Annotated in this window: 27 protein-coding genes and 1 pseudogene; 15 read left to right on the top strand and 13 right to left on the bottom strand. The window is 68.9% G+C overall.

The annotated features are described in order from the left end of the window. Window positions 1-14: 14 nt before the first annotated feature. Both AB0B91_RS58515 and AB0B91_RS58510 read right to left on the bottom strand, forming a co-directional pair. Complete coding sequence (locus tag AB0B91_RS58515; RefSeq protein ID WP_358340770.1) at window positions 15-1,031, bottom strand: hypothetical protein; 1,017 nt, start codon at window positions 1,029-1,031, stop codon at window positions 15-17. A gap of 15 nt (window positions 1,032-1,046) precedes the next feature. Continuing rightward, window positions 1,047-1,580, bottom strand: coding sequence for a hypothetical protein (locus tag AB0B91_RS58510; RefSeq protein WP_358340768.1), 534 nt, complete (start codon window positions 1,578-1,580; stop codon window positions 1,047-1,049). 117 nt (window positions 1,581-1,697) lie between these two features. Here AB0B91_RS58510 and AB0B91_RS58505 point away from each other — a divergent pair, with 117 nt between their 5' ends. Both AB0B91_RS58505 and AB0B91_RS58500 read left to right on the top strand, forming a co-directional pair. After that, window positions 1,698-3,209: an FAD-dependent monooxygenase gene (locus AB0B91_RS58505; RefSeq protein ID WP_358340766.1), complete on the top strand. Its 1,512-nt coding sequence runs from the start codon at window positions 1,698-1,700 to the stop codon at window positions 3,207-3,209. Beyond that, window positions 3,179-3,778 (top strand): TetR/AcrR family transcriptional regulator, encoded by a 600-nt coding sequence (locus tag AB0B91_RS58500; RefSeq protein ID WP_358340764.1) that lies wholly within the window; start codon window positions 3,179-3,181, stop codon window positions 3,776-3,778. Before AB0B91_RS58505 ends, AB0B91_RS58500 begins: the two co-directional genes overlap by 31 nt. A gap of 74 nt (window positions 3,779-3,852) precedes the next feature. Here the strand turns inward: AB0B91_RS58500 and AB0B91_RS58495 are convergent, their stop codons facing one another. Further along, window positions 3,853-4,059: a cold-shock protein gene (locus tag AB0B91_RS58495; protein ID WP_219534776.1), complete on the bottom strand. Its 207-nt coding sequence runs from the start codon at window positions 4,057-4,059 to the stop codon at window positions 3,853-3,855. A gap of 258 nt (window positions 4,060-4,317) precedes the next feature. On the opposite strand from AB0B91_RS58495, the gene AB0B91_RS58490 reads away from it, so the two are divergent. Both AB0B91_RS58490 and AB0B91_RS58485 read left to right on the top strand, forming a co-directional pair. After that, complete coding sequence (locus AB0B91_RS58490; RefSeq protein WP_358340762.1) at window positions 4,318-5,070, top strand: SDR family oxidoreductase; 753 nt, start codon at window positions 4,318-4,320, stop codon at window positions 5,068-5,070. A gap of 3 nt (window positions 5,071-5,073) precedes the next feature. Then, window positions 5,074-5,415, top strand: coding sequence for a MerR family transcriptional regulator (locus AB0B91_RS58485; RefSeq protein WP_358340760.1), 342 nt, complete (start codon window positions 5,074-5,076; stop codon window positions 5,413-5,415). Here the strand turns inward: AB0B91_RS58485 and AB0B91_RS58480 are convergent. From AB0B91_RS58480 to AB0B91_RS58455, 6 genes are read right to left on the bottom strand one after another with little or no spacing between them, the layout of a single operon-like run. Next, on the bottom strand, window positions 5,410-6,375 hold the full coding sequence (locus AB0B91_RS58480) for a hypothetical protein (RefSeq protein WP_358340758.1): 966 nt from the start codon (window positions 6,373-6,375) through the stop codon (window positions 5,410-5,412). The two genes, AB0B91_RS58485 and AB0B91_RS58480, sit on opposite strands and share 6 nt — an antisense overlap. Window positions 6,376-6,429: 54 nt before the next feature. After that, entirely contained in the window at window positions 6,430-7,383 is a 954-nt protein-coding gene (locus tag AB0B91_RS58475; protein ID WP_358340756.1) for a branched-chain amino acid ABC transporter permease, read from the bottom strand. After that, a complete protein-coding gene (locus tag AB0B91_RS58470) occupies window positions 7,380-8,240 on the bottom strand; it encodes a branched-chain amino acid ABC transporter permease (protein ID WP_219534779.1) in 861 nt (286 codons plus the stop codon). The genes AB0B91_RS58475 and AB0B91_RS58470 overlap by 4 nt, the downstream gene beginning before the upstream one ends. Further along, window positions 8,237-8,896, bottom strand: a complete 660-nt coding sequence (locus AB0B91_RS58465; RefSeq protein WP_358340754.1) for an ABC transporter ATP-binding protein — start codon at window positions 8,894-8,896, stop codon at window positions 8,237-8,239. Before AB0B91_RS58465 ends, AB0B91_RS58470 begins: the two co-directional genes overlap by 4 nt. Continuing rightward, window positions 8,893-9,648 (bottom strand): ABC transporter ATP-binding protein, encoded by a 756-nt coding sequence (locus AB0B91_RS58460; protein WP_358340752.1) that lies wholly within the window; start codon window positions 9,646-9,648, stop codon window positions 8,893-8,895. The genes AB0B91_RS58465 and AB0B91_RS58460 overlap by 4 nt, the downstream gene beginning before the upstream one ends. Before the next feature lie 2 nt (window positions 9,649-9,650). Next, window positions 9,651-10,829, bottom strand: a complete 1,179-nt coding sequence (locus AB0B91_RS58455; protein ID WP_358340751.1) for an ABC transporter substrate-binding protein — start codon at window positions 10,827-10,829, stop codon at window positions 9,651-9,653. Window positions 10,830-10,994: 165 nt separating this feature from the next. On the opposite strand from AB0B91_RS58455, the gene AB0B91_RS58450 reads away from it, so the two are divergent. After that, window positions 10,995-12,095 (top strand): 5-methyltetrahydropteroyltriglutamate--homocysteine S-methyltransferase, encoded by a 1,101-nt coding sequence (locus AB0B91_RS58450; RefSeq protein WP_358340749.1) that lies wholly within the window; start codon window positions 10,995-10,997, stop codon window positions 12,093-12,095. 27 nt (window positions 12,096-12,122) lie between these two features. Here AB0B91_RS58450 and AB0B91_RS58445 read toward each other — a convergent pair whose 3' ends face one another. Beyond that, window positions 12,123-12,920, bottom strand: a complete 798-nt coding sequence (locus tag AB0B91_RS58445; RefSeq protein WP_358340747.1) for a class I SAM-dependent methyltransferase — start codon at window positions 12,918-12,920, stop codon at window positions 12,123-12,125. 100 nt (window positions 12,921-13,020) lie between these two features. On the opposite strand from AB0B91_RS58445, the gene AB0B91_RS58440 reads away from it, so the two are divergent. Further along, a complete protein-coding gene (locus AB0B91_RS58440) occupies window positions 13,021-13,560 on the top strand; it encodes a CGNR zinc finger domain-containing protein (protein WP_358340745.1) in 540 nt (179 codons plus the stop codon). On the opposite strand, the gene AB0B91_RS58435 is transcribed toward AB0B91_RS58440, so the two are convergent. After that, entirely contained in the window at window positions 13,553-14,479 is a 927-nt protein-coding gene (locus AB0B91_RS58435; RefSeq protein WP_358340743.1) for a D-2-hydroxyacid dehydrogenase family protein, read from the bottom strand. The two genes, AB0B91_RS58440 and AB0B91_RS58435, sit on opposite strands and share 8 nt — an antisense overlap. Before the next feature lie 161 nt (window positions 14,480-14,640). Here AB0B91_RS58435 and AB0B91_RS58430 point away from each other — a divergent pair, with 161 nt between their 5' ends. Beyond that, window positions 14,641-15,126 (top strand): CHRD domain-containing protein, encoded by a 486-nt coding sequence (locus AB0B91_RS58430; RefSeq protein WP_358340741.1) that lies wholly within the window; start codon window positions 14,641-14,643, stop codon window positions 15,124-15,126. A gap of 416 nt (window positions 15,127-15,542) precedes the next feature. Here the strand turns inward: AB0B91_RS58430 and AB0B91_RS58425 are convergent. Further along, window positions 15,543-15,692 (bottom strand): annotated as a pseudogene (locus tag AB0B91_RS58425) (ClpX C4-type zinc finger protein); the annotation flags it as partial. Window positions 15,693-15,709: 17 nt separating this feature from the next. Next, window positions 15,710-16,051 carry a hypothetical protein gene (locus AB0B91_RS58420; RefSeq protein ID WP_358340739.1) on the bottom strand — a complete coding sequence of 114 codons (342 nt, stop codon included), beginning with the start codon at window positions 16,049-16,051 and terminating at the stop codon, window positions 15,710-15,712. A 331-nt stretch (window positions 16,052-16,382) separates the two neighbouring features. On the opposite strand from AB0B91_RS58420, the gene AB0B91_RS58415 reads away from it, so the two are divergent. The 8 genes from AB0B91_RS58415 to AB0B91_RS58380 all read left to right on the top strand — a co-directional run bounded on the left by AB0B91_RS58415 (window position 16,383) and on the right by AB0B91_RS58380 (window position 23,603). Continuing rightward, window positions 16,383-18,209, top strand: a complete 1,827-nt coding sequence (locus AB0B91_RS58415) for a glycosyltransferase family 2 protein (protein WP_358340738.1) — start codon at window positions 16,383-16,385, stop codon at window positions 18,207-18,209. A 76-nt stretch (window positions 18,210-18,285) separates the two neighbouring features. After that, window positions 18,286-19,296, top strand: coding sequence for an energy-coupling factor ABC transporter permease (locus AB0B91_RS58410; protein ID WP_358340736.1), 1,011 nt, complete (start codon window positions 18,286-18,288; stop codon window positions 19,294-19,296). Window positions 19,297-19,325: 29 nt separating this feature from the next. Then, the gene (gene cbiQ, locus AB0B91_RS58405; protein WP_358340734.1) at window positions 19,326-20,081 is read left to right on the top strand and encodes a cobalt ECF transporter T component CbiQ; all 756 of its coding nucleotides are present in this window, start codon (window positions 19,326-19,328) and stop codon (window positions 20,079-20,081) included. A gap of 11 nt (window positions 20,082-20,092) precedes the next feature. Next, entirely contained in the window at window positions 20,093-20,833 is a 741-nt protein-coding gene (locus tag AB0B91_RS58400) for an ABC transporter ATP-binding protein (RefSeq protein ID WP_358340732.1), read from the top strand. A 117-nt stretch (window positions 20,834-20,950) separates the two neighbouring features. Further along, window positions 20,951-21,289 (top strand): STAS domain-containing protein, encoded by a 339-nt coding sequence (locus tag AB0B91_RS58395; protein WP_214643247.1) that lies wholly within the window; start codon window positions 20,951-20,953, stop codon window positions 21,287-21,289. A gap of 48 nt (window positions 21,290-21,337) precedes the next feature. Continuing rightward, entirely contained in the window at window positions 21,338-22,111 is a 774-nt protein-coding gene (locus AB0B91_RS58390; RefSeq protein ID WP_358340730.1) for an SDR family NAD(P)-dependent oxidoreductase, read from the top strand. Between the two features lie 6 nt (window positions 22,112-22,117). After that, on the top strand, window positions 22,118-22,882 hold the full coding sequence (locus AB0B91_RS58385) for a crotonase/enoyl-CoA hydratase family protein (RefSeq protein ID WP_358340728.1): 765 nt from the start codon (window positions 22,118-22,120) through the stop codon (window positions 22,880-22,882). A 103-nt stretch (window positions 22,883-22,985) separates the two neighbouring features. Further along, on the top strand, window positions 22,986-23,603 hold the full coding sequence (locus tag AB0B91_RS58380) for a rhomboid family intramembrane serine protease (RefSeq protein ID WP_358340726.1): 618 nt from the start codon (window positions 22,986-22,988) through the stop codon (window positions 23,601-23,603). The last annotated feature ends 48 nt before the right edge of the window (window positions 23,604-23,651 follow it).

The following is a 23,651-nucleotide window of genomic DNA, read 5'->3' as shown; positions in this document are numbered from 1 at the left end:
GCCTTCTTCCCGCGCTACTTCGCCGAGACGATGTTGTTCCAGAAGGCGCGCAGGCTTTCGTCGACGCCGAACAGCGAGCTGAAGATCGTGGTGTCCGCCATGATCACGTCACCGGCCCGGTCACCGCTGGGCGGCATCCACAGGAACATGTTGAACTCGGTGTTTCCGGCCTCCGTGAAGGGGTGCGGTCTGGACAGGTCGATCGGCTGTCTGCCCAGCACATGGATGACGTTCGGGTCGTCGGTGGTCACGGCGTAGTGGGGGAGGTGCATGTGGAAGTTGAAGCTGGACACGCCTTCCAGCCACCTCTTGGTGTCCAGATCCCGGGCGATGGACAGAGGAGCGCTCTTCTTCCCTTCCGTCACCGCGGGACGGAGGCCGTAGCGGTTCTCGACGGGCACCCCCAGACCGGCGATCAGCGATCTGGTGTACCTGCCGAAGCGTTGCTGGCGGGGCACCAGCGCGTCACCGTGGTGCCGATATTCGATCTCGCGCACCGCCAGGTCGTCCGACGCGCCGACGTCATGATGCGGCCCCAGGGCCAGGCAGGTCCCTTCGCGGGTGAGGAAGTCACGCACCGCCTCGATCTCGGCGGAGGTGGCGTCCTGCCCGGTGATCATGTGGTCCAGCCCCCACACGAACATCGTGTCGGTGTCGGCCAGCACCCGCTCGTCCAGAGGGGTGTGGAATCCGGCCTGGTCGACGCGTTGATACACGGGTACGGGATGTCCGGTGGTCTCCTGGACGAACTGCTGGAAAGGCAGCCAACCCCAGAAGAACAGCTCCAGCCCGCCCGCGATGCCTTGCTGGAACCGCAGCGGATCCGACCACTTCGGGTCTTCGTAGGCCGGCCAGGTCACGCGGCGCACTTCGGTCATCGTGGAGAACCGGTTGTCCAGCTCGGCCGGGTTCCTGCCCGCCTCGGCTGGATAGCTCCACGCGACGTAGATGCTCAACCGCCGCCGGCCGGGAGTGTAGGGACGCGGTACGTGGTTCTGGTTGTAGGTCCGCGCCGTTCTGAACTCGTTCATCTCGCCTCCGGGCCGTCACTGGAGCTGGTCGAGCATCTCCGACAGGGCGCTCTTGATCCGCAGAGCCTTTTTGATCTCGTCCGCGGTGACGTACGGATACTCGCCGTACTCGATGAAGCTCGGGCAGTGATGCTCACGGACGAACCTGATGAACGCCTCGGGGTTGGTCCTCCAGTCCTCGGGGAAGCCTTCGAGGTTCTCGAAGGCCGTGCTCACGCCCGCCTTGCTGAACAGCGCGATGGCGTCCTCGGTGTACTTGTCGAAGTCGGTGTCGAAGATCCCCTGGTACATGAAGCGCGTGTCGTCGTCGAAGAGCACCCAGCGCAGGTAGTGCAGCTTGAGCGGCGCGAGGAGATACGGATCGCCTTCCAGGGCCTTGGCGAGCGTGGAGCCGTACTCTCGCATGGCATCGGCCCGGCCTGGTTTGACCTTCGCGATGACGGTGAACCCGTAACATGCCGGGCTACGCGGGTAGACGGGGCCGTACTTCCCCTGCTCCAGCCGGTCGGTCTCCTTCGGGATGACAACCGCCTGCGGCCTGATGTCCATGGCCGTCCCTCTCCATCGTCCTGCTCACGGGGGGAGACTGAAGCGACCTGACTATGACAATTGTCGCACAGGGTAGCGCGTTGAAGACTTAGTAATCGGTACCGTATCGTTTACTAAATGACCGTACTCATCGTGGGCGCCGGCCCCACCGGGCTGGCCCTGTCCATCCACCTGGCACTGCACGACATCCCCGTGCGCGTCATCGACGGCGCTCCCGCCCCCGCCACCACCTCCCGCGCCCTCGGCCTGCAACCACGCGGCGTCGAGGTCCTCGAACGGATCGGCGCGCTCGGCGAGTTGCCACAACGTTCCCAGTCGTCCCTCAACATGTCCTACAACGAGGGATCCCGTACCGTACTGCGGTTCCACGTCGGCCAAGCCGTCGCCGACCAGCCGAAACAGGCGCTGCTGATCTCACAGGCCGACGTCGAGGGCACCATGCGGCAACGCCTGGCCGAACTGGGCGGCCACGTCGAATGGGGCACCCGGCTGGTCGCCGCCCGGCAGGACGACGCGGGCGTCACCGCCACCGTCCAGACCGCCGACGGCGCCGAACATCACGTCGAGACCCACTGGCTGATCGGCTGCGACGGCGCGCACAGCACCGTCCGCAAACTCGCCGCAATCGGCTTTCCCGGCCGCAAACTCCTCGAGCGCCTGCTCATGGTGGACGTACGGGCCCAGTGGCCATGGGACAGGAACGGCAGCACGACCTGGATGGATGCCGGTCACATGCTGTCGGTCACCGCGCTGCCCGACGACACCTGGCGGGTGTTCACCGAACCGCCGTCGGACCTGCCGGACCAACTTTCCGAAAAGGAGATCACCGACCGGGTGCTGAGCGAGCTCTCCCGCCGCAGCGGGGTCGACCTCGACACGGTCACGGACATTCGCTGGGCCACGGAGTTCCGCATCCACCGTCGGCTCGCCGACGCCTACCGGCGCGGCCGGATCCTGCTCGCCGGAGACGCGGCACACATCCAGAGCCCCACTGGCGGTCAGGGGCAGAACACCGGGCTGGGCGACGCGGAGAACCTGGCCTGGAAGCTGGTGCTGGTCGCCCGCGGCCGCGCCGACCAGCGGCTGCTCGACACCTACGAGGGCGAACGACGACCGCTGGCCCGCAAAGTCCTCCGCGCCACCAGCGCCGCCGTGGGCATCATGCTGCCGCACGACCCGTGGAAGCGCCTGCTGCGCGACAAGGTCGTCCTGCCGGTCGTCCGCCTGCCCGCGGTGCAGCGCCGGCTGTGGCGGGCCGCCTCCCAGCTCGGCATCAGCTACCGGGGCGGTCCGCTGGCTCCGGGCGCGCATCGGTGGATGCCGGGCCCGCGTCCCGGCGACCGGATGCCCGACCTCACCTGCCGACGTCTCGACGGCGGCCGGACCACGCTGCACGCCGCGATCTCCGGGCGCTGGGTGGTGCTGGCCGGCGATCAGGATGTCGCCCGCCGCCACGTCGAGGCCGCCGCGGCGCTGCTGGGTGCCGACCTCGTCGTCGGGCTCACCCCGGTGGAGCGCGGCTCGTCCGACGTGGTGCTGATCCGTCCTGACGGGCACATCGGTTGGCGTGGCCGTCCGGCACCCGACAAACTGACGGCATGGCTGAACCAGGTGCTGTGGCCCGCGTAGAACGCCACGGCCGCCCACGCGACCCGGGAAACGACGCCGCCATCCTGGACGCGGCGTTGGACCTGCTGATCGAACGCGGCGCGGCGGGCACCAGCATCGAAGCGGTCGCCCAACGCGCCGGCGTGGCGAAACTGACCGTCTACCGGCGCTGGCGAGCCAAGGACGACCTCCTGATGGCCGCGTTGGAGCACGCCCGTGCCTCCGACATGGACGCCGCCCCGGCCGGGCAGACGATCGACGAACTGGTCTCGTCCATCGCCGAGCTCCTCAGCCGCCCCCGCTTTCGCGCGCTGATGGCACGTGTCATCGGCGCCTCGGTCGACTACCCGCAACTGGTGACCGCCTACACCGAGCGCTACCTGAAGCCACGACTGGACGCCCTGACGCAGATCGCGCAGCGGACCATCGACGCCGGTCTCCTCCCGCCGGACACTGATCCCGGTGTCATCCGGGAGATCCTGGCCAGCTCGATCGGCTCCGTCCTGCTCCAGCATGAAGAAGACGTGACCGCGGCACAGATCGAGCGCCGGCTGCGGAGCCTGTTGCACCACATCGGATATCGGTCGTGATTTCTCGGCCGCTGAACGCAGTAGGGGCCCGCATCCATGCGGATGCGGGCCCCTACTTAAGGCATGCGCCGTGATCAGGCGGGAACGATGTTCTCCGCCTGCGGGCCCTTCTGGCCCTGGACGACATCGAAGGCCACCTTCTGGCCCTCGGTCAGCTCACGGTAGCCACCGTTCGAAATGATGTTGGAGTAGTGGGCGAAGACGTCGGCGCCGCCGCCGTCCTGCGCGATGAAGCCGAAGCCCTTTTCCGAGTTGAACCACTTCACGGTTCCGGATGCCATATCAATCTCCTTCTGATGGTTGCAGATACGGGATCCGCACTTTACGGATCCTGTGTCGCTTTGATGAGCCCATCCGGAGATGACCGGCAAACAAAAAACGCACCTGAACTTCATGCTAGGTCAGGTGCGCACAAGTCTTTATGGGTACCACAACTGCAACGTTCAGACCATAGCACACATTTTGCCGCAGCCGCAAACCCGTACGAGCGGGCTCCGCACTTGACCTTGACCCCAGGGGCCGGGTTTAGCGTCCCGCACATGGAAGACACCCTTCACGGCCGGGCCGTGCTCATCACTGGTGGCGGTACCGGGATAGGCCGGGCCACGGCGCGGCGTTTCGCCGCCGCGGGCGCCGACGTCCTCATCGTCGGACGTACGGCTGAGACCCTGGCCGCGGCCGCCGAGGAATGTCCCGGCATCCGGATGTTCGTGGCCGACGTCGCCGCGCCGGACGGCCCGGACGCCATCGTGGCCGCCGCGCTCGACGCGTTCGGCCGGATCGACGCTCTGGTCAACAATGCCGCCATCACTCGTCCGGCGGCACTTGAGGCGATCGACAGGAAGATCGCCGAGGAGCAGCTCGCCACGAACCTCCTGGGACCGGTGTTCCTCACCCAACGCGCGCTGCCGTACCTGGAGAACGGGGGCACCATCGTCAACGTCACGTCCAACCCGCCGCACTATGGCTGGGCGAACAATTCGATTTACGGGTCCACGAAGGTGGCCCTCGATTTCCTGACCCACACGTGGGCGGTCGAGCTCGCGGAGCGCGGTATCCGGGTCGTGTCCGTGGCGCCGGGGGTGACGTCGACGCCGGTGCTCGGCAACGCCGGTTTCTCGGCCGAGGAGATCGCCGCCGTGGGAGAGTCGCTTCGGGCTCGGATTCCGTTGGGGCGGATCGCGCGGCCGGAGGAGATCGCCTGGTGGATCGTGAACGCGGTACAGCCGGAAGGCGGTTATCTCAACGGTACGGTCATCCGTGTCGACGGTGGGCTGAGTGCGTCTGGGTGAGAAATGCTGATCGGAGAGCTGGCCAACAAAGCAGGCACCACCATCAAGGCGCTGCGCTATTACGAGCAGGAGGGCCTGCTGCACCCCCGGCGGGCGCCGAACGGTTACCGGGAGTATGACGAGGCGGCCGTCACCCAGGTGAGCACTATCAAGGCGCTGCTTTCACTCGGCCTTACCGCCAACGACCTTCGGGCCTTTCTGCCCTGCCTCGGTGAGGGCCTCCCCGACGGGCCCATCTGTCCCGACAGCGCGCGGGTCATCGCCCGGAAGCTCTCCGATGTGGAGGGGAAGATCGCCGCGCTGGAAGTTCTGCGCGGGCGGCTGATCGAGGCGCTGAATTCATGATCCGTTGATGCTGAACGGTGAGAACCACTGACTGATGACCCGCACCTTCCCAGGCGACGGAGGAATGACGGCGACGTAAATGGCACCGCTCTTCATGGTGACCTTGGACTTGTAGAACGCGCCGCGGCTCAACGCCGCCCATCCGCGTTGCGTCAGCCGCAGCTCCGCCGCGCCGGGGCGGGCGGTGTAGGTGTCCTGCTGGCGCACGCCGTACCAGACCACGGCGCCGCCGTCCTCCGTCCTGAGCGCGTAGATCTCCGGTACGAGCTGCGGCTGGTATTTCAGCGTCCACTGGCCCCGCGCCTTCTGCCGGTCGCTCCGCAGGCCGGCGACGAGCTCGGTGGTGTAGTCACCGGAGGCGAACATCCGCTTGGCAGCCGCGTCCTCGCCGAGTGTGCTCATCAGGCGCGTGTGCGTCTCGGCCGCCTGCCGGGGGGAGGCGGCCAGGTCACCGCGTTCGTCGGCGTTCAGGGCGGTGGCGAGACCGTTGGGATCCGTCGCGATGGCGGGTGGCCGCGCCACGGAGCCGGAGACCACCCGCCATCCTTCGGCGGTCTTCTGGAAGATCAATTGCGTCCAGTCCGACCCGGTCTGGTATTCGGCCAGGAACCAGGCGCCGCTCGGCGGAATCGCGAACCGCGTCTTGGTGAAGGCGGGTCGTTTCCCTGGGCGTTCGCCGAGCAGCGCGTTCACCCGGTTGTCGGCGTTGGTCATTTGCAACGAGAGCCCGGCTTCCGCGGACTTCCAGTCCGCCTGCTTCGCCAGGCGCTCGTACTCGCCGAGAATGCGTTTGGCCTCGGTCTGGGGAACCGGGGCGAAGGCCGCCGGAGAGGACACCGCGCCACCCGCGAAAGCCGGTTGTGCGGGTTCGCCACCGCTACATGCGGCGACGCCGGATAATGCGAAGAAAATGGCTAGATACCGGATCTTCATGGCCGTCTCCGGAAAGTCGATTGCCACGAAGTACGTAGTGCGCCCTATTAGAGGTTCACTGGTATGCCAGATGAGTAACTCTCAACGATCTTTAAATCGTGCCCGGGTGAACGTGGGCAGCAGCCCGCGGGGCAGGAAAAGCACGACGAGGATGAGCACGAGCGCGTAGACCGCGTACGACAGCACGCTCGGCGCGTACGTGGGCATCCCCGGCAGGCTCGCGACCCTGTCGAGCCCCTGCACCAGCAGCGTGATCGCGGTGGCCCCGACCACGGCTCCCCAGACCGTGCCCAGCCCGCCGACGACGGCCATGACGATGTACTGGATCGAGATGAGCACCGGGAACGACCCCGGCGCGACGTACCCGGTGTAGAAGCAGTAGATGCCGCCCGCAAGGCCGGCGAAGGCGGCCGACAGCGCGAAGACGACGAGCTTGTAGCGGCCGACCGGGATGCCGGCGGAGGCGGCGGCGGTCTCGCTGGTGGCCAGGGCGCGCAGGGCCCGGCCCGGCCGGGAGGTGATCACGTTGTGCGTCACGAGCATCACCAGCGCCAGGCCCGCCCATGTCAGGTAGGCGTACGCCGGCGCGCTGCCCGCCTCGAACGAGCCGACGCCGAACTGCGGGATGGCCTGCAGCCCGATGTCCCCGCCGGTGACGTCGAGCTGCCCGGCCAGGGAGAGCAGGATCAGCTGCATGGCCAGGGTGGCGAAGGCCAGGTGGTGGCCGCGGAGCCGCAGCAGCGGGGTCCCGATCACGAGGGCGAACGCGGCCGCCGCGACGGGAGCGGCGACCAGCCCGACCAGGGGAGGGACGCCGTTCAGCGCGAGCAGGGCGGCGGTGTAGGCGCCGATGGCGTAGAAGGCGCCCTGGCCGAGCGAGACCTGCCCGGCGTACCCCATGAGCAGGGAGACCCCGACCGTGACCATGGCCGCCAGGCCGAGCAGGATGTACACGGCCAGCGAGCTGTCGTCCAGTACGACGGGCAGGACGAGCGTGACGGCGGCGATCAGCAGCCCGACGGCCGGCCGTTTCACACCGCCTCCTGGTGGATGGTCGATCGGCGGCTCGCCTGTACGACCATGACCACGAGCATGAGACCCAGGGCGACCTCCAGCTGGTGAGACCCGTACCCGTACCCCGCCGCCATGGTCTCGGCGACCCCGAGCAGCAGCGCGCCGCCGAGAGCGACGGCCGGACGGGTGAGCCCGCCGAACACGGCGGCGGCGAAACCGTTGACGATGAGCGTGACGTCGGTGTCGAACGAGATGGGCCGCAGCGGCGTGACCAGCACTCCGGCGATGCCGCCGAGCAGCCCGCCCAGGGCGAAGGCCAGCAGCCCCATCAGCCGGGTGTCGATGCCGATCACGCGGGCGGCGTAGGGGTTGGAGGCGCACGCGGTCAGCGCCTTGCCCAGGTAGGTGCGGCCGAAGAAGAGGACGAGCAGGACGAACGTCGCCGCGGTGACGGAGATGACGAGCAGATGCTGGGTCTGCACATGAGCCCCGGCGATGGTCACGGAGCCGGCCAGGCCCGGGGCCGAGCGCGGCTGGTCGCCCCACAGGACGATCTCCACGGCGTAGGCGAGGACGCCCACGCCGAGCGTGATGATGAGCGACGACAACGGGGTGGTGTCCCGTTTGCCGGTGGCGGCCAGACCGGTCAGGAGCCCCGCGAGCGCGGCGACCAGGACGGCGGCCACCTCGCTGACCCCGTGGGGAACCCCGAGCCCCAGCAGCGAGGAGGTGCAGAGCCCGGCGACGACGGCGAAGGTGCCCTGGGCGAAGTTGACCACCCCGGTGACCCGGTAGATGGTGACCAGCCCGCTGGCGATGAGCGCGATGGCGCACCCGACGGCCAGCCCGTTGAGCAGATAACCGATGAACGCGCTCATGTGATCGCCCCACCCAGGTACGCGCCGGCCACGCGCGGGTCGTCGGCCAGCTCGGCGCACGCGCCCTCGGCCACTATGCGGGCTCCTTCCAGGACGTACGCGCGCTCGCACAGCTCGAAGGCCAGCCGCGCGTTCTGCTCGATGAGCAGCACCGTCAGGCCCAGCGTCCGGTTGAGCTCGACCAGGTGACCCGCCAGCTTCGCGGTGAGCAGCGGCGCCAGCCCCAGCGACAGCTCGTCGACCACGAGCACGTCGGGCCGCGACATCAGGGCCTGGCCGAAGGCCACCATCTGCTGTTCACCGCCCGACAGCACGCCCGCGCGCCTGCCGGACAGCTCGGCCAGCTGGGGCAGCAGCCGGTAGACGGAGGAGGGGTCGCGCAGACCGGAGCGCCAGCCGCCGAGGGCGAGGTTGTCGGCGACCGACAAATCCGGAAAAAGTTGGCGGCCCTCCGGGATGAGCGCCAGCCGGCCGCCGATCCGCACCGTGCCGGACGCTGGGGTGAGGAGGCCCGCCAGGGTGTTGGCCAGCGTCGACTTGCCCGCCCCGTTCGGGCCGAGCAGCGCGACCATCTCGCCGCGGGCCACCGAGAGCGTGACGTGGTCGAGCGCGGTGGCCGCGCCGTACGAGACGACCAGGTCGGAGACATCGATCATGAAGCCTGTCCGAGATAGGCGGCGAGCACGAGCGGATCCGCGCGTACCTCGGCCGGAGAGCCGTCCGCGATGACCCGCCCGAGGTCGAGGACCACGACGCGGTCGGCGAGCCGGGTCACGAACGCGACGTCGTGCTCGATGAGCAGAATGGTCAGCCCACTCGCGCGCAGCTCCTCGACCAGGGCCGCGAGCCGTTCGCGCTCGCCGCCGCGCAGGCCGGACGCGGGCTCGTCGAGCAGCAGCAGCCTGGGCCGCGCGCACAGGGCGCGGGCCAGTTGCAGCGCCCGCTGCTGGCCGATCGGGAGCTGGTCGGCGGCGCGGTCCGCCCACTCGGCCAGCCCCACCCGGTCCAGGGCGAGATCCGCCTCGCGGGCGATCTCGCGCTCGTCGGCGCGATGCCGCGGCAGCCGCAGCGCCGCCGCGACGAACCCGGCCCGGGTCCGGCTGTGCATCCCGACCATGACGTTCTCCCTGACCGTCATGCCGCGGAACACCCGGGCGCCCTGGAAGACGATGGACATGCCGAGCCGGGCCCGCCGGTGGGGCGGCAGCCGCTCGACCCGGCGTCCGAGAAAGGTGATCTCGCCCCGGTCCGCGGGCAGATGGCCGGTGATGAGGTTGAACAGGGTGGACTTGCCGGCGCCGTTGGGCCCGATGACCCCGCACACCTCGCCCTCCGCGACGCTCAGCGAGACGTCGCCGACGGCGTAGACGCCTCCGAAGGAGCGCGAGATCCCGGTGACCGTCAGCACCGCTACTCCGCGGCCACGGTCTTGGCGAGCTGCGTCTTGGCCCAGGCAGTGGTGATGAACTGACCGTTCTTCACGGTGTTGACCGAGATGTACTCGGGGGAGAGCCCGGAATGGTCGGTGGGGGAGTAACGGAACCGGCCGTTCGGCGTGACCAGGTCCATGGTCTCCAGCGCCTGCTGGATCTTGGCCTTGTCGGTGCCCCCAGCCTTCTTGATCGCCTCGAACAGCAGCAGGCTCGCGCTGTAACCGTCCTGCGCGAACTGCGGTGGCGGGTAGCCGTGTTTCTGCTGGTACGGCTTGGCCATCTGCTCGATGACCTGCTTCTGCTTGCCGTCGGGTAACTGCTCGCCCACCACGCCGATGGCGCTCTGCACGGTCATCCCCTCGGCCGCGGCGCCCATCGGCTCCAGCCAGAGCTTGCTGGCCTGGGACGCGGTCAGGAACAGCGGCACCTTCAGCCCGGCGGCGGCGTACTGCTTGGCGGCGGTGACACCCGGCGCGCCGGAGCCCCAGAAGACCAGCGCCTCGGCGGCGGAGCCGCGTACGTGGGTGAACAGGGGGCTGAAGTCGGAGGTCGTGGTCTCGTACGGCTCGTCCACGGCGATCCTGACGCCGTACTTCGGGGCGAGCGTGACCATGGCCTTGTGACCGGAGACGGAGTAGGCGCTCTTGGAGTCGTAGGCGACCGCGATCGTCTTGAGGCCGGTGGCCTGGATGTACTGCAGGTAGCGCTCGGCGTACATGCTGGACAGCGCGGGCGTGACGAAGACGTACGACTTGATCGGCTCGACCTGCTCCTGGGCGGGCGCCAGCGACAGGTACGGCATCTTGTCCCGCTGGGCCAGAGGCTCGATCGCCAGTGCCGAGTTGGAGAAGACCGGGCCGATCAGCGCGTCGATCTCGCCCTTGATCTGGTTGTAGGCAACGATGCCCTGGTCCGGGGCGGTCTTGTCGTCGCGGGCGACGAGCTCCACCTTGCGGCCCAGCAGCCCGCCGCCGTTGTTGATCTGTTCGACGGCCAGCTCGACGGCCTTCTTGTCCTCGCTGCCCAGCGGGGTGTAGTTGCCGGTCAGCGAGACGATGAGGCCCACTTTGATGGGGTCTTGGGCGCCCGATCCGCCACTGCCGCAGGCGGCCGTGGCGAGAACGAGACAGGCCAGGGACGGGAGAAGCCTGCGCATCAGGACCTCCTGGACCGCGAATGTGGCCCTGAATGTAGGCAGGCTTTTTACGCCTGTCAATAGAGTGCCCAACATTGTGATCGGGAGGACGTTGGGCAGAACGGTGACAGCCGTTGCACGGTGGCCTAACTTGGGGCGTACGACGCTCAAGAGAAGGTGATCCACATGCGCACCTCACCCCCTTTCCGCGCAGACCATGTCGGCAGCCTGCTCCGGCCGCCGGCCCTGCTCCGCGCCCGTGAGAGTCTCACCGGCGAGGCGCTGCGCGAGGTGGAGGACGAGGCGATCCGCGAGGTCGTACGCAGGCAGGAGGAGCTCGGTCTGCAGGCGGCGACCGATGGGGAGTTCCGCCGGGCCTCCTGGCACATGGACTTCATCTACCAGCTCGGCGGCATCGGCCAGGCGACCGGCGAGCACATCACGGTCCGCTTCCACAACGAGCAGGGCGACCTCGAGTTCACCCCGGCGGCGATGCGGGTGCACGACAAGATCAGGCTGGACGAGCCGATCTTCGCCGACCACTTCACGTTCCTGCGCGACACCGTGACCACGGCGGTGCCCAAGCTGACCATCCCCTCGCCCAGCATGGTCCACTACCGGGGCGGGCCCGCCTCCATCGACCCGGACGTCTACCCCGACGTCGAGGAGTTCTGGAGCGACCTCAGTGCCGCCTACGCCGAGCAGGTCCGCAGGATCGGTGAGCTGGGCTGCACCTACCTGCAGTTCGACGACACCAGCCTGGCCTACCTCAACGACCCGGCGCAGCGGGCGGAGCTCGCCGAGCGCGGCGACGACGCCGAGCACATGCATCTGCGCTACATCAAGCAGATCAACATCGCGCTCGCGGCCAAGCCCGAGGGTATGGCGATCACCACGCACATGTGCCGGGGCAACTTCCGTTCCTCCTGGGCCGCCTCCGGCGCCTACGATTACGTTGCCGAGGCGCTGTTCGGCGAGCTGGCCGTGGACGGGTTCTTCCTGGAGTTCGACGACGAGCGCTCCGGCGGCTTCGAACCCCTGCGCTTCGTGCCGCCGGGCAAGATGGTGGTGCTCGGCCTGGTCACCACCAAGCGCGGGGAGCTGGAGTCCAAGGACGCGCTCAAGCGGCGCATCGACGAGGCCGCCAAGTTCGTCGACCTGGACCAGCTCTGCCTGTCCCCGCAGTGCGGCTTCTCCTCCACGGTCGAGGGCAACGTGCTCACCGCCGACGAGCAGTTCGCCAAGCTGGCCCTGATCGTCGAGACCGCGCGGGAGGTGTGGGGCTAGGAAGCCCCGGCCAGGTCGCGGCGGGCGTCAGGTGCGGATCGCGGACCGCGCAGAGCCGCGGGCGCGGACCGCGCAGAGGAGGCGGTTGTTGCCGCGCTGCCAGAGCGTGCCGACCTCGGCGAAGCCCGCCCGGCGCAGGGCCTCGACGTGCTGGGACAGCCGGCCGGACTCGGTGCCGCTGTGGGCCGCGCCCGCGGTGGTGCGAGCGGTACGGGCGTCGTTGAGTTCGGTGAACGCGGGCTCGGCTTCGATCGCGTCCCACCACTGCCGCCAGTCCTCCGGGCGGTCGCCCGCGAACACCCGGTCGGTGTGGCGGTCGTGGATGGCGCGTTCGAGCCGGGCGATGGCCGGGGTGGTGTCGTCGTCGGAGTCGAAGTGGTCGCCGTTGAGCAGCAGCCCGCCCGGCCGCAGCACGGTGACCAGGTCGGCGTACAGCTTCCGGAGGTCCGGCTCGGCCAGCCAGTGCAGCGCGGTGGTGCTCACCGCGACGTCGGCCGGGCGGTCCAGGCGCAGGGACGCCGTCCAGCCCGGTGTCCGCAGGTCCACGTCGACGAAGCCGAGCTGCGGGTACGCGGCCCGGCCGAGACCGAGCAGCAGCGGGTCGGCGTCGACCGGGATCACCGTGGCCTCGGGCAGCCGCTCCAGGAGCCGGGCGGACAGCGAGCCCGGCCCGCAGCCGAGGTCGATGACCAGCGGGTCGGGGCGGCCCAGGGCCTCGACGGTGTCGATCAGCGCGGTGAAGCGCTCCTCGCGGTCGGGCAGGTAGCCCTCCTGCTGCCGGTCCCAGCGCGTGATCCAGTCGAGTGCGATCTCATGGGTGAGCACGTCGTCTCCTTGTGACCATCGTTTAACCTTTAGACAGTCACAAGCTAAAGCATTGGATGTAACTGGTCAAGTGAATTTCAACAGTCACACGGATACGGTCGTGAGAGTCGCCGTGGCGGTGGTCAACGCGCTGACCCCGGGCGAGAGCCGGGGGCGGCCATGGCCGGCGCCACGCGATCTCGCCGCCACCGCCACCGACGTGCTCCGTGCCGTCTACCCCACGCATCCCGAGGTCACCGAGGCGGAGGCGGGCGAGTACGCCGAAGTCGCGGCGCGCCTGCGGGTGGTCTTCCAGGCCGTCGCGGATGACGACATCGACACGGCGGCGACGCAGGTCAACAGCCTGCTCGACGAGTCGCGCGCGCGGCCGATGCTCCAGCGGCACGACGGCGAGCCATGGCATCTGCACTTCCACGGCACGGGCGGCACCCTGGCCGGTGACTGGGCGGCGAGCTGCGCCACCGGGCTCGCGATCGTGCTCGGCAGTGAGTTCTCCGAGCGGCTCGGCGTGTGCACGGCGCCGCACTGCGACCGGGTCTACGTGGACGTGTCACGCAACGGCACGCGCCGCTTCTGCTCCACCGCCTGCCAGAACCGGGTCAAGACCGCGGCCTTCCGGGCGCGGGGCAAGGTCACGTGAGCAGGCGGACCGGGGTGCCCGCGAGGAAGGCCTCGATGTCGGCCACGGCCTCGCGGAAGTAGGTGCGGTAGTTGCCCCGTGTGACGTAGCCGAGGTGCGGCGTGGCCAGGACGTTCGGCAGCGTGCGCAGCGGATGGTCGTCCGGAAGCGGTTCCCGGTCGAAGACGTCCAGCCCGGCGCCGGCGATCCGGCCCTCGGACAGCGCCTCGATCAGGGCGGCCTGGTCCACGATGGCCGCCCGCGAGGTGTTGACCAGATAGGCCGTGCGACGCATCAGCGCCAGCTCCGGAGCGCCGAGCAGCCCGCGGGTCGTGTCGCTCAGGACGAGGTGGATCGACACGATGTCCGACTCGGTCAGGAGCGCCTCCTTCGTGGCCGCATACCGTACGCCCAGCTCGCCCGCCCGATCGGCGGTCAGATTGCGGCTCCAGGCGACGACGTCCATCCCGAAGGCGCGGCCGATGGCGGCCATCTGGGAGCCGATCTTGCCGAGGCCGAGCAGGCCGAGGGTGCTGCCGCGCAGGTCCAGGCCGATCGTGTGCTGCCAGGGGCCGCCGGTCCGCAGGGCGGTGGCCTCGGGGACCAGGTGGCGGGCAAGGCCGAGGATCAGGGCCCAGGTCAGCTCGGTAGGGGGCGCCGAACTGCTGCCCGTGCCGCAGACCGTGACGCCGTGGGCGCGGGCGGCGTCGAGGTCGATGGAGGCGTTGCGCATGCCCGAGGTGATGAGCAGGCGGAGGTTCGGGAGCCGGGCGAAGAGCTCGGCGGGGAACGGGGTGCGTTCCCGCATGATCACCACGATCTCGTGCTCGTGGATGGCCCGGACGAGGTCGTCCTGGGTGGCGAAGTGCTCGCGAAAGCTCGTCGCCCGGACCGCCGCCCAGTCGGCCAGACCGAGTGCGATATCCTGATAATCATCCAATACAGCACAGCGCAGCATAAATGCGGATATTACCGGCGCTGTCCCCGGCGGGCACAGGTCGCTCGCCGTGTCGCCACTTCGTGCTTACTTCGCCGTCTTGGCATATCGCCACATACGTGCGGAAGGGTGTCCTGAAGTCTGATGGGAGAGGAAATCATCCCATGCGCAGACCCTTGGCAGCCGCCACCCTCACAGCAGCGGCCCTCATCACCGCCTTCGTCGCCCTCCCTGGCGCGGCGAACGCGAGCCCGGCCGGCACCGCCGACCGTACGCACCGCGTCTTCATGAACGGCAGGCAGGAGGTGCCCGGCCCCGGTGACCACGACGGGATGGGCGTCTTCACCTACCAGGTGAAGGGCTCGGAGCTCTGCTACACCATCACCGACCGCCACATCAAGCCGGCCACGGCGGCCCACATCCACAAGGGCAAGAAGGGCGTGGCGGGCCCGATCGTCGTCACACTGAAGACCCCGGCCAAGGGCTTCGCGAAGGGCTGCATCAAGGCGGTCAAGGACGAGAACAAGAAGAACGCCGCGCTCGTCCTGACCCGGAGCGAGCTGCACGGCATCGTCGACTCGCCGCAGCGGTACTACGTCAACGTGCACAACAAGAAGTTCCCCATGGGCGCCATCCGCGGCCAGCTGTGACCCCCTGCTCCAGCTCCCCGGTGCGATGCGGGGAGCTGGAGCCCGTTCAGCCGGTGGACAGGCGTTCCGCCTCCTCGTGCAGTGCCACGATGAGGATCAGCTCCAGGTGGAGCTCCGCCAGATCGGGCGCCGCGAGGCTGTCGAGGACATGCATGATGGGCCTCCCTCAAGCAAGGACGTCCCATCTGTCACGGGGGTTTACCAGATCATTCCCGGAAGCGTTCCCAGGCCGACTGGCGCGTCATGCTGAGCGAGGCGCCGATGCGCTCCCAGCTGACGTTTCTGGTGCGCAGGTGCCGCACCCAGTCGTGGAGATTGTCGTCGATCTGCACCTGCACGGCGGCGATCTTGGGGAGGTGGTCGAGGATCTGGTCCTCGCTCATGGTCTCCCACACGGGCAGGCGCGGCTCGGTGGAGGCGGCGAGCCGCTCCTCCTTCAGGATCTCGGCGCACAGTCCCACGCACTCGTCGCAGATGTGCACGCCGGGTCCGGCGATGAGCTTGGTCACCTCGGCGGCGCTCTTGTGACAGAACGAGCAGCGCGTGTTTTCCTTCCAGTCAGGCATAGCCTGACGGTACCGCGTCAGGTGGCTCCTGACAAGCCGGTGAGCGTCTGCATGATCTCCTGCCGCTCCTCGTTGATCCTGCGGCAGATCGTCACGTAGGCGTTCAGCACCTTGCAGTACGCCTGACGCGCCTCGTCGAGCTGAGCCGCGCGGATGACGATCCGCTCATGGTCGCCCTGGATCTCGGCCTCGGTGAGCAGCGCCCGCGCCTCGTCCACGATCTCTTCCGCCCTGATCCGCGTACGGCGGAGCAGGGCTGAGCATTCGTAGAGCTCTCCCAGCCGCGCTGAGGAGACGATGAACTCCGCAGCGTGTACGGCCGAGCCGATCACCCTGGGCCCGCGAAGATCGGATCCCACTCTCGCCACCTCCCCGGTCAAGGTTGCCTCACTGTAGACGCGCCACCCCATCCGGTGGATCACCTGTCCTGACGTGGGGTACCGCATCCTTCCCCCGGGGGAGGTTCTCTCCTCCCGGGTGGGAAAACAGCGTCCCTGAACCTCATTCGGTCTTGCCGGATTGCGGTAATAGGCGGCCTCACCTGCGCTTATGTGAAGAGTGCGATGAATCTTCGGTCTGCGGAAGAGGTGGGGATGAAGAGACGAGATCGGCCACGCGATGCCCGCTCGCCATCACATACTGAAACGACGTGACAGCGGATCGTGACGGCTGAGGGGCGCGCTGGTGGCTATGCCGAAATCGAACGGCGACGAGGACGCGGTGGACGTCAGCGTCATCATCCCTGCCCACAACTGCCGGTCATACCTCGACCGGTGCCTCACCGCGGCGCTGGTCCAGCGGATCAGGAAAGAGATCATCGTCGTCGACGACGGATCGACCGACGGCAGCGAAGAGCTGCTCGACCTCTACGCCACCTACCACAAGGGCAGCGTCAAGGTCGTCAGCATCGCCGGCTCCGGCGGCGCCGGGCGGCCGCGCAACGTCGGCATCGAGCACGCCACCGGCCGCTACGTCTTCTTCTGCGACGCCGACGACTACCTGGGCCCCGAGGCGCTCGAACGCATGGTCGCCATGGCCGACCGCAACGGCTCCGACATCGTGCTCGGCAAGGTCGTCGGGCACGGCAGGCGGGCTCCGATGTCGATGTTCCACCGCGGCGCCGAGCGGGCCGAGCTCGGTGACAGCGCCGTCTACAACAGCCTGAGCTGCTTCAAGCTGTTCCGCAGGGAGATGCTGATCAGCCACGGCATCAAGTTCGGCGAGGGGATGCTCGTCGGCGAGGACATCCACTTCACCGTGCACGCCTACTGCCACGCCAAGGTGATCTCCGTGGTGGCCGACTACGACTGCTACCACCTGGTCTCCAGGGCCGACGGCAGCAGCATCATGCAGCAGCCGGGCAGCCGCGACCCGCGCGGCTGGCTCACCATGATCCGCGGGCCGATCCAGCTCATGACCGAGCACGTCCCGCCGGGGCCGCTCCGCGACCACCTGCTCCGCCGGCACTTCAGGCTCGACGTGTTCGAGCAGCTCGGCGCGCCGTTCCTGGAGGCGGACGAGGTGCAGCGCAAGGAGATCGCGCAGGAGGTGGCCGCGCTCTGCGACAGGTGGATGACGCCCGGCGTCTACGAGCGGCTCAACCGGACCGACAGGCAGCGGCTCACCGCGCTCGGCGACATCAACCGCCTGGTACGCCTGGCCGAGATCGAGGGCGCCGCCGTACGCCGCCGGCTGACCGGCCTGCGCTGGGAGGCGAACCGGCTGGTCGTGACGGGGATCGCCGGGCTCGACGGCATGCCGGAGCACGACGGGGTCGCGGTCGTGCTGCGCGCCCGCAACGTGCGCGGACAGGAGCTGATCGTGCCCGCCGAGCGCGACGGCGCCGCGTTCGCCGCCCGCATCGACGTGGCCGCGCTCGACTCGGGCATCTGGGACCTGCGGGTGGCCGTCGAGATGGAGGGCGTGGTCAGGTACGGCCGGCTCGGCGCCGACCGCGACGGCTGCGTCACCCGGCCGGCGCCCAGGCTGATCGGCAGCGTGGTGACCCTGCCGTACTTCACCAAGGACAACGGCAACCTCAGCATTGACGTCGGCGGTCACCTGATGACGGTGCCGGGCCGGGCCAGGATCCACCGGACACGGTGGACGCTCGGGCGGCGGCTGGTCATCGACGGCGAGGTCACGGTCGTCGGGGTGGTCCCGGCGGCGTCGGCGATCAGCCGGCTCGTCTGGCGCGAGCGGCAGACGGGCAACGAACGGGCCGAGCGGGTGGTGGCTCTGCCCGGTGGCGGGTTCGCGGCCCGGCCCGCGATGGGCAGGTTCGCGCCGGGCATCTGGGACGCCTATCTGGAGGTCGAGCTGGGCGGCCCGCCGGCCAGGTTCCGGATCGAGACCGACGCCCAGACCGTCGCCGCGCCGCGCCGGCTGTGGGGCCGGTTGCGGGGCGGGGCCGTGGTCAGGAGCGTGCGCCCGTACGCGACCTCGGGCAAGGGCCGGCTGAGCACGGTGGTGCGCAAGATGAAGACCCGGACGGCCTTCCGCAAAATCCTCGGCTAATTGCCACCTATGTGCAGGTGCAAGTCGATGTCCTAAACTAGCCGTGTTGCAGCACCGCTTGATGAAGGGCTTTTCCGTGCACGTACCTGATGGCTTCTTCAACGCGGCCGTATCCGTGTCCGCCGGGGTGGTCGCCGCCGCAGGGCTGGCGGTCTGCCTGCGCGGAGCCCGGCGCGAGCTCGACGACCGGACCGCGCCCATGGCCGGGCTGGTGGCCGCGTTCATCTTCGCCGTCCAGATGCTCAACTTCCCCGTCGCCGCGGGTACCAGCGGTCATCTGCTGGGAGGGGCGCTGGCCGCCATCCTCGTGGGGCCCTATACAGGTGTGCTCTGTATGGCCGTGGTCCTGCTGGTGCAGTGCGTGTTCTTCGCCGACGGCGGCCTCACGGCCCTGGGGATCAACATCTCGATCATGGGCATCGTCACCGTGGTGGTCGGCTGGGGGGTCTTCCGGCTGGTGGCGAGGCTCACCAAGAGCAGGGGCGGGGTGACGGCGGCCGCGTTCCTCGCCGCGCTGATCTCCGTTCCGTCTGCCGCGCTGGTGTTCTCGGCGCTGTTCTGGGTCGGCGGCACCGCGCCGATCGAGGTCTCCGCGGTGGCTCTTGCCATGGGCGGCGTGCATGTGCTGATCGGCATCGGCGAGGCCGTCATCACGGGGCTGACCGTCGGCGCGGTGCTGGCCGTCCGGCCCGACCTCGTGTACGGCGCCCGCGGGCTGACCAGACCCCTCGTGCTGAGGGGGGCGAGCGCCGGGGAGCCGATCACGGTGGCCGCCGAGGAGCCGGCCCCCGCCCGCGCTTCGGTGAAGCCGTTCCTGCTCGTCGGCCTCGGCCTGACGCTGCTGCTGGCCGGGATCGTGTCCTTCTTCGCCTCCTCCAGCCCCGACGGGCTGGAGGCGGTCGCCGAGAACAAGGGCTTCCTCGACCAGGCCACCGACCACGTGTTCGGGAGGTGGGCGCTGGCCGACTACGGTGAGGTGGGCGGCATCCCCGTGGGGATCGCCGGGATCATCGGCGTCGGGCTCGTGCTGCTCATCGCCGGCGGCGTGGCCTACGCGGCCCGCAGCCGAGGAAAAGTTCGGGTCTGAGCGAATGAACGGGAGACGGTGAGTAGCGGGTGGGCGCTGGGCACCATCATCAGCTCTACCTGGCGGGGGACTCGGTCGTGCACCGGCTTCCGCCGCAGTGCAAGCTGCTGGCCGTCGCCGCCTTCGCCATCGTGGTGGTGGCGACGCCGCGGGAGCGGTTCTGGGCGTTCGGGCTCTACGCGGTCCTGCTCGCGGGCGTCGCCGTGGCCGCCAAGGTGCCGCTGACGTACGTGCTGCGGCGGATGGTGGTCGAGCTGCCCTTCGTGCTGTTCGCCTTCCTCATCCCGGTGATCGGGCTGGGGGAGCGGACGACCGTGCTGGGGGTCTCGCTGAGCGTGGCCGGGCTCTGGGCCGGCTGGAACATCCTGGCCAAGGCGACGCTGGGCGTGGTCGCCTCGATCCTGCTCGCGGCCACCACCGAGCCGCGGGTCATCCTCATCGGGGCCCAGCGGCTCCGGCTGCCCACCCTGCTGGTGCAGATCGCGATGTTCATGCTCCGCTACATGGACGTGATCATGGATGAGATGCGGCGGATGCGGGTCGCGCGGGAGTCCCGTGGCTTCGAAGCACGGAATTTCCGGCACATCCCGGTGATCGCCCGCTCGGCGGGCGCCCTGTTCATCCGCTCGTACGAACGCGGTGAGCGGGTGCACCTCGCGATGCTCAGCCGCGGCTACTCCGGGCGTATGCCGATGATGGACGAAATTTCGGGATCTGTTGGGCAGTGGGCCACGGCCCTCGCCCTGCCGGCCGTGGCTCTAGCCGTACTAGGACTCTCGCTGTGAACTCTCTGGTCGTGAACTCTCTGGAAGTGAACCGGCTCGCCTACGCCTACCCCGACGGGACGCAGGCCCTGTTCGGCGTGGACTTCGCGATCCGGCGCGGCGAGCGCGTCGCGCTGCTCGGCCCCAACGGCGCCGGCAAGACCACGCTCGTCATGCACCTGAACGGCATCCTGACCGCCGGGCACGGCTCGGTCAGCGTGGCGGGCACGCCGGTGCGCAAGGACACGCTCAAGGAGATCAGGCAGCGCGTCGGCCTGGTCTTCCAGGACCCGGACGACCAGCTCTTCATGCCCACGGTCAGGGACGACGTCGCGTTCGGCCCGGCCAACTCGGGTGTGGCCGGCGAGGAGCTGGAGCGCGCGGTCAAGGGCGCGCTGGAGCGGGTCGGCATGCTGGAGGTCATCGACCGGCCGCCGCACCACCTGTCGTTCGGTCAGCGCCGGCGGGTGGCCGTGGCGACCGTGCTGGCGATGGAGCCGGAAATCCTGGTGCTCGACGAGCCGTCGTCCAACCTCGATCCGGCCGCGCGCAGGGAGCTGGCCGAGGTCCTGCGCTCGCTCGACGTGACCGTGCTCATGGTCACCCACGACCTGCCGTACGCGCTGGAGCTGTGCGAACGCTCGCTCATCCTCTCCGACGGGGTGATCGTCGCGGACGGGCCGACCCGCGAGCTCCTCGCCGACTCCGAGCTGCTCGCCCGCCACCGCCTGGAGCTCCCTTACGGCTTCGCCATCCCCGCGACGGCTGAGTAGGGCGGATGGCGGCGGGTCTTTTTCGGGTTTTGGCCCCCTGCATCAAAACCATCCGAGTTTGTGCATGCCCGGTATCCGGGGATGTCGAAGTACAGTGGCTCATCGAGGAGGGGCCAAATGAAGCTGCGGCTTGCGCGACACGCCCTGGGTGATGCCGTGGTGGTGGCCGTTGAGGGGGAGCTTGACCTGTTCACGGCGCCGTTCCTCCGCGACGAGGTCCGCGACGCCATCAAACAGGATGGCGCCTGGCTGGTGCTCGATCTCCAGCAGCTGTCGTTCATGGACTCCAGCGGGCTGTCGGTGCTCATCGAGGCCTGGCGGCTGGCCACGGGAGAGGGCGGCGGCGTGTCACTCGCCGCGCCACAGGCCCCCGTCGCCCGCATCCTGCGCACGACCGGGCTCGACCGGCGGATCAAGGTATATTCCGATGTCGACACGGCCGTAGGTGAGATTTAACCCACTCCGAGTAGAACCTCATTCGGTTGGCGGGTTAGGGTCCGGGATATGGACGTGAACGGATCTGCAGCAATCATCTCCGGCGGGGCCAGCGGCCTCGGCGAGGCGACGGCCCGCGCACTCGCGGGTCACGGCGCCACAGTGGTCATCGCCGACCTCAACGAGCAGCGCGGCAAGGCCATCGCCGACGAGCTCGGCGGCGTCTTCGCCAAGACCGACGTGACGGACGACGAGCAGGTGCAGGCGGCCGTCGAGGCGGCCGTCGCCACCGGCAAGCCGCTGCGCGTCGTGGTCAACAGCGCGGGCATCGGGTGGGCCGAGCGCACCGTCAACCGTGACGGCGCCCCGCACAACCCGGCCTCCTTCCGCAAGGTGATCGAGGTCAACCTGATCGGCACGTTCAACCTCATGCGCGTCGGCGCGGCGGCGATCGCCAAGACAGAGCCGGTGGACGCCGACGGGCAGCGCGGCGTGGTCGTCAACACCGCCTCCGTCGCGGCGCTGGAGGGCCAGACCGGGCAGCTCGCCTACTCGGCCTCCAAGGGCGGCATCGTCGGCATGACCGTGCCCGCCGCGCGCGACCTGGCGGCCATCGGGGTGCGGGTCAACACCGTCTGCCCGGGGATCATCGACACCCCGATCTACGGCTTCTCGGCCAACGCCGACGAGTTCAAGGCCAAGCTGGTGGCGCCCGTGGTGTTCCCCAAGCGCATGGGACGGGCCGACGAGTTCGCGCACCTGGTCAGGTCGCTCATCGAGAACGACTACATGAACGCCGAAGTCGTCCGCTTCGACGGCGGCATCCGCTTCCAGCCCAAGTGAGGTTCCGTGTCTGACGAAGTGCTCGTCGAAGAGTCCGACGGCGTCGCCGTGATCACGATCAACCGGCCCGCCGCGCGCAACGCCATCAACGGCGCGGTGGCCCGCGGCATCGCGGCCGCTCTGGACGAACTGGACGCCCGCACCGACATTTCCGCCTATGTCCTGACCGGCGCGGGCGGCTACTTCTCGGCGGGCATGGACCTCAAGGGCTTCCTGTCCGGCGACTTCCCCGTGGTCGAGGGGCGCGGCTTCGGCGGCCTGGCCGAGTCGCCGCCCAAGAAGCCGATCGTGGCGGCGGTCGAGGGCTACGCGCTCGCGGGCGGCTTCGAGCTCGCGCTGTCGTGCGACGTGATCGTGGCGTCGTCGGAGTCCAAGTTCGGCCTGCCGGAGCCCAAGCGGGGTCTCGTGGCGGGCGCGGGCGGCATCATGCGGCTGCCGCGCCGGATCCCGTACCACATCGCCATGGAGCTCGCCCTGACCGGCGACCACTACCCCGCCTCGCGCCTGTACGAGCTGGGGCTGGTCAACCGGATCACCCCGGCGGGCGAGGCGCTGGACGGGGCGCTGGAGCTGGCCCGCAAGATCGCCGCCAACGCCCCGCTGGCGCTCGCGGCGACCAAGAAGGTGATCATCGAGTCGCAGGACTGGTCGCTGGAGGAGATGTTCGCCAAGCAGGGCACGATCATCAATCCGGTGTTCGGCTCGAAGGACGCCATGGAGGGCGCGGCGGCCTTCGCCGAGAAGCGCGCTCCCCAGTGGAAGGGCGAGTAGCCCTTTTCCCGACCCCCTCCCCTGATTGGGAGGGGGTTTCCTTAGCGCACGCATAAGTTCTTCTGCGTACGGTAAAGAAGGAGACGGCAAGCGGGAGGGGCGCATGAGCGACTATTCGAGGTCCGCGTACGAGTCCGCCAAGCGTCGTGCGGGCACCCTCCTCACCGGTGCGCTGAGCGCGGCCTTCGTCATGATCGTGATACTCGGCGTGATGTGGGCGGTCGAGGTCGTCGACTTCACCATGAACGGCAGCCTCGACCGGGAGTTCGGCATCGTCGGCCTGGAGCCTTCGGGGCTCATGGGCATCTTCTTCGCCCCGTTCCTGCACGTGGGCTTCGGTCACCTCATGGCCAACTCGCTGCCGCTGCTGATCCTGGGGTTCCTGGCCGCGTTACGCGGGATCGGGCGGTTCTTCGCGGCCAGCCTGCTGATCATCGTGATCGGCGGGATCGGCACCTGGGCCACCAGCGGGCTCGACACGGTCACGGTGGGCGCGAGCGGCCTGGTGTTCGGATATTTCGGGTACGTGCTGGCCCGCGGGATATTCGACCGGCGCGTGTTCGACATCCTCATCGGCATCGGGGTGGCGGTCGTCTATTACTCGATCCTGTGGGGGCTGCTGCCCAACCAGCAGGGCATCTCGTGGCAGGGCCACCTGTTCGGCCTGCTGGGCGGCGTCATCTCCGCCTGGGTGCTGCGCCGCAAGCGCGAAGCGCTGTAGGACGGCATTTTTCCCCCGATAAGGGTGAAATACCGATACGGCCTCAGA

Origin of the sequence: Nonomuraea sp. NPDC049141, assembly GCF_040648415.1 — a bacterium.
Lineage (GTDB): Bacteria > Actinomycetota > Actinomycetes > Streptosporangiales > Streptosporangiaceae > Nonomuraea.
This window is presented reverse-complemented; position numbering and strand designations above follow the sequence as displayed.

Coding starts and splice junctions, on each gene's coding strand:
- AB0B91_RS58515 (WP_358340770.1), bottom strand. CDS start 1,031: ATGAACGAGTTCAGAACGGCGCGGACCTACAACCAGAACCACGTACCG.
- AB0B91_RS58510 (WP_358340768.1), bottom strand. CDS start 1,580: ATGGACATCAGGCCGCAGGCGGTTGTCATCCCGAAGGAGACCGACCGG.
- AB0B91_RS58505 (WP_358340766.1), top strand. CDS start 1,698: ATGACCGTACTCATCGTGGGCGCCGGCCCCACCGGGCTGGCCCTGTCC.
- AB0B91_RS58500 (WP_358340764.1), top strand. CDS start 3,179: ATGGCTGAACCAGGTGCTGTGGCCCGCGTAGAACGCCACGGCCGCCCA.
- AB0B91_RS58495 (WP_219534776.1), bottom strand. CDS start 4,059: ATGGCATCCGGAACCGTGAAGTGGTTCAACTCGGAAAAGGGCTTCGGC.
- AB0B91_RS58490 (WP_358340762.1), top strand. CDS start 4,318: ATGGAAGACACCCTTCACGGCCGGGCCGTGCTCATCACTGGTGGCGGT.
- AB0B91_RS58485 (WP_358340760.1), top strand. CDS start 5,074: ATGCTGATCGGAGAGCTGGCCAACAAAGCAGGCACCACCATCAAGGCG.
- AB0B91_RS58470 (WP_219534779.1), bottom strand. CDS start 8,240: ATGAGCGCGTTCATCGGTTATCTGCTCAACGGGCTGGCCGTCGGGTGC.
- AB0B91_RS58465 (WP_358340754.1), bottom strand. CDS start 8,896: ATGATCGATGTCTCCGACCTGGTCGTCTCGTACGGCGCGGCCACCGCG.
- AB0B91_RS58455 (WP_358340751.1), bottom strand. CDS start 10,829: ATGCGCAGGCTTCTCCCGTCCCTGGCCTGTCTCGTTCTCGCCACGGCC.
- AB0B91_RS58450 (WP_358340749.1), top strand. CDS start 10,995: ATGCGCACCTCACCCCCTTTCCGCGCAGACCATGTCGGCAGCCTGCTC.
- AB0B91_RS58430 (WP_358340741.1), top strand. CDS start 14,641: ATGCGCAGACCCTTGGCAGCCGCCACCCTCACAGCAGCGGCCCTCATC.
- AB0B91_RS58415 (WP_358340738.1), top strand. CDS start 16,383: ATGCCGAAATCGAACGGCGACGAGGACGCGGTGGACGTCAGCGTCATC.
- AB0B91_RS58395 (WP_214643247.1), top strand. CDS start 20,951: ATGAAGCTGCGGCTTGCGCGACACGCCCTGGGTGATGCCGTGGTGGTG.
- AB0B91_RS58390 (WP_358340730.1), top strand. CDS start 21,338: ATGGACGTGAACGGATCTGCAGCAATCATCTCCGGCGGGGCCAGCGGC.
- AB0B91_RS58380 (WP_358340726.1), top strand. CDS start 22,986: ATGAGCGACTATTCGAGGTCCGCGTACGAGTCCGCCAAGCGTCGTGCG.